This window comes from Streptococcus sp. 3.1 (assembly GCF_016648915.1).
In the GTDB taxonomy this organism is placed as follows: domain Bacteria; phylum Bacillota; class Bacilli; order Lactobacillales; family Streptococcaceae; genus Streptococcus; species Streptococcus salivarius_E.
In genome coordinates this window covers 1-2,261 of sequence record NZ_JACLQV010000045.1, presented here as the reverse complement: position 1 = coordinate 2,261, position 2,261 = coordinate 1, and the positions used below count along the sequence as shown (strand labels likewise).

Sequence of the window (2,261 nt, the reverse complement as noted above, 5' to 3'; positions counted from 1 at the left end):
TTATCTTGTCAATAACTTTTTTAAAGTTTTGGAACCTTTTCAAGTTTGTGGCAAGTCTGTTAAGACAACTTTTATATCTTAACACTCAATTTAGTTATTGTCAATAGGGTTTAGTAAAGCTATTAATCTTTTTTAGATTGAACCTTTTTGAATCCTTGATACAATACCCATCCAACGACTAGGCCGAGAGCGTTTTGGCAGAAATTAGGAATCACTTCTGCGATTGAAGCTCCTGTTCCATACATAAATACTGAAGCAAGTGCATAGCCACCCACCATCACAATTGTAGCAATCAGAAGACCTAGGATACGATAGTTACCCTTAAATCCAGCAAAATAACCTTGTGCACCATGGATTAACAAACTGATAAACATCCATTGCGGAGCAGATGATAGCAAATCTATCAAAAATGCAGATAGTCCTCCCACAATTGCCCCTTCTTTCTTGCCAAGATAGAAGGCTGTGAAGTAGATTCCTGCATCTACCAAAGTTAAAAGCCCTGTTGGAGTCGGAATTTTAGCTACGAATCCAAAGGTCACTGATAAAGCCGTTAAGATAGCTAATAATGTTAGCTCTTTTGTTTTCTTATTTTGCATATTGAACTACTCCAAATTCATTTGACTGTTTAATTGATTCATAAACAAAGGCTTTAGCATTTGCTACAGCTTCAGTTTCTGAACATCCTTTAACTAATTCACTAGCTATACTTGAAGCAAATGTACATCCTGCACCTGTATTGTTTTTGTCTAGCACAGCTTCTTCAAACAATTTGTAATCTGTTCCATCATAAAAGACATCTATCGCTTTATTACCATCCAAGCGGTTTCCACCTTTAACAACGACAGTCTTAGCACCTAATTCATTGAGATAGCTAGCCGCATGCTTCATATCATCAAGAGTCTTAACCTTTCTATCTATAAGCAGTTCGACTTCAGGTAAGTTCGGAGTGATAACCGTGATATAAGGGAAAAATTTAACCAATTCATCACGTAGTTGAGAAACTTCAACGTCATGAGTCTCCTTACATACTAAAACAGGATCCAAGACAATTGGAATATCAGAATGTTTTTTAACAAAATCCAACGTTAATTCTGCGATCTCAACGTTAGGCAACAAACCAATTTTAATTGCTGAGAATGGGACATCTTTTAGTGAGTCAAGTTGTTGTTTAAAAACATTAGTATCAACCGGAATGACCTCAAAACCATTCTCAGTCATAGCTGTCAAACAGGTAAGAGCCACAAATCCATGCTGTTTATTAGTGGTAAACGTCGCTAAATCTGCATGAAGTCCGCCACCACTAAAAATATCATTCCCTGAAATCGCTAAAATCAATTCATCACTCATATCTTATCTCCTTCAAATATAATCCATTTCCTGCTGCTGTTGGTCCTGCGAGATTACGATCACGACTTTCCAACACTGTCTTAACTTGCGAAACAGGCATGCGACCATTGCCAATCTTCAACAAGGTACCGACCATATTTCTAACTTGCTTATAGAGAAAACCATTGCCAGAAAAAGTAAAGATATAAAATCCAGTTTTCTCATCGATAGATACACTAGCTTGTGTAATTGTGCGTACTTTATTTTCTACAGAAGTTCCCGAAGCTGTGAAGCCTGTAAAATCATGTGTGCCGACCAAATCCTTAGCAGCCTCCTGCATAGGTGCTAAACTTAGAGGGTAGGGATAGTGGGTCGCATAATTACGCATCATAGGGTTCTTAGGTCGCCCTGCATCTACTAAGAACTCATAAGTTTTACTGTGTTTATTGTATCGTGCATGAAATTCTTCTGATACAAGTTCAATACTAACAACATCAATATCATCTGGACATTGCGTATCTAAACCAAAACGTAACTTCTCTGGATCTCGCTCTTGGGGCAAATCGAAGTGTATAACTTGTCCATAGGCATGAACACCTGCATCTGTACGACCCGCTCCATGAACGGTGACAGGTGTTCCGCTATTTAACCGTAAAAGAGTCTTTTCAAGCTCTTCTTGAATCGAACGTGCAATTGGTTGTCTTTGAAAACCTGAGAAAAGTGTACCATCATAGGAAATTGTCGCTTTGTATCTAACCATAAAATTATCATATCAGATTTTTTCAAGGATAAAAAGTAGGTCGATTGCCAAGTGACCCCAGACAATTTTTCGACATAAGTCAAAACCACCCGTTCTCATGATATGATACCTCTTAAGTAGACAAGGTAAATACCTAAAATCTACTTAAGAGGTATTTTTATGTCTAGAAGAGAAA

3 protein-coding genes are annotated in these 2,261 nt (G+C 37.6%); all 3 read right to left on the bottom strand.

Annotated features, from left to right (window positions below; translation table 11 throughout):
- Positions 1-122: 122 nt before the first annotated feature.
- Genes H7U02_RS11380 through truA form a run of 3 tightly spaced genes read right to left on the bottom strand, consistent with a single transcriptional unit; the run spans position 123 to position 2,086 of the window.
- Entirely contained in the window at positions 123-596 is a 474-nt protein-coding gene (locus tag H7U02_RS11380) for an ECF transporter S component (RefSeq protein WP_022496745.1), read from the bottom strand.
- Positions 586-1,347: a bifunctional hydroxymethylpyrimidine kinase/phosphomethylpyrimidine kinase gene (locus H7U02_RS11375; protein WP_022496746.1), complete on the bottom strand. Its 762-nt coding sequence runs from the start codon at positions 1,345-1,347 to the stop codon at positions 586-588. Before H7U02_RS11375 ends, H7U02_RS11380 begins: the two co-directional genes overlap by 11 nt.
- Positions 1,340-2,086: a tRNA pseudouridine(38-40) synthase TruA gene (gene truA / locus H7U02_RS11370; RefSeq protein WP_110981232.1), complete on the bottom strand. Its 747-nt coding sequence runs from the start codon at positions 2,084-2,086 to the stop codon at positions 1,340-1,342. The genes H7U02_RS11375 and truA overlap by 8 nt, the downstream gene beginning before the upstream one ends.
- Positions 2,087-2,261 lie beyond the last annotated feature (175 nt).

Coding starts and splice junctions, on each gene's coding strand:
- H7U02_RS11380 (WP_022496745.1), bottom strand. CDS start 596: ATGCAAAATAAGAAAACAAAAGAGCTAACATTATTAGCTATCTTAACG.
- H7U02_RS11375 (WP_022496746.1), bottom strand. CDS start 1,347: ATGAGTGATGAATTGATTTTAGCGATTTCAGGGAATGATATTTTTAGT.
- truA (WP_110981232.1), bottom strand. CDS start 2,086: ATGGTTAGATACAAAGCGACAATTTCCTATGATGGTACACTTTTCTCA.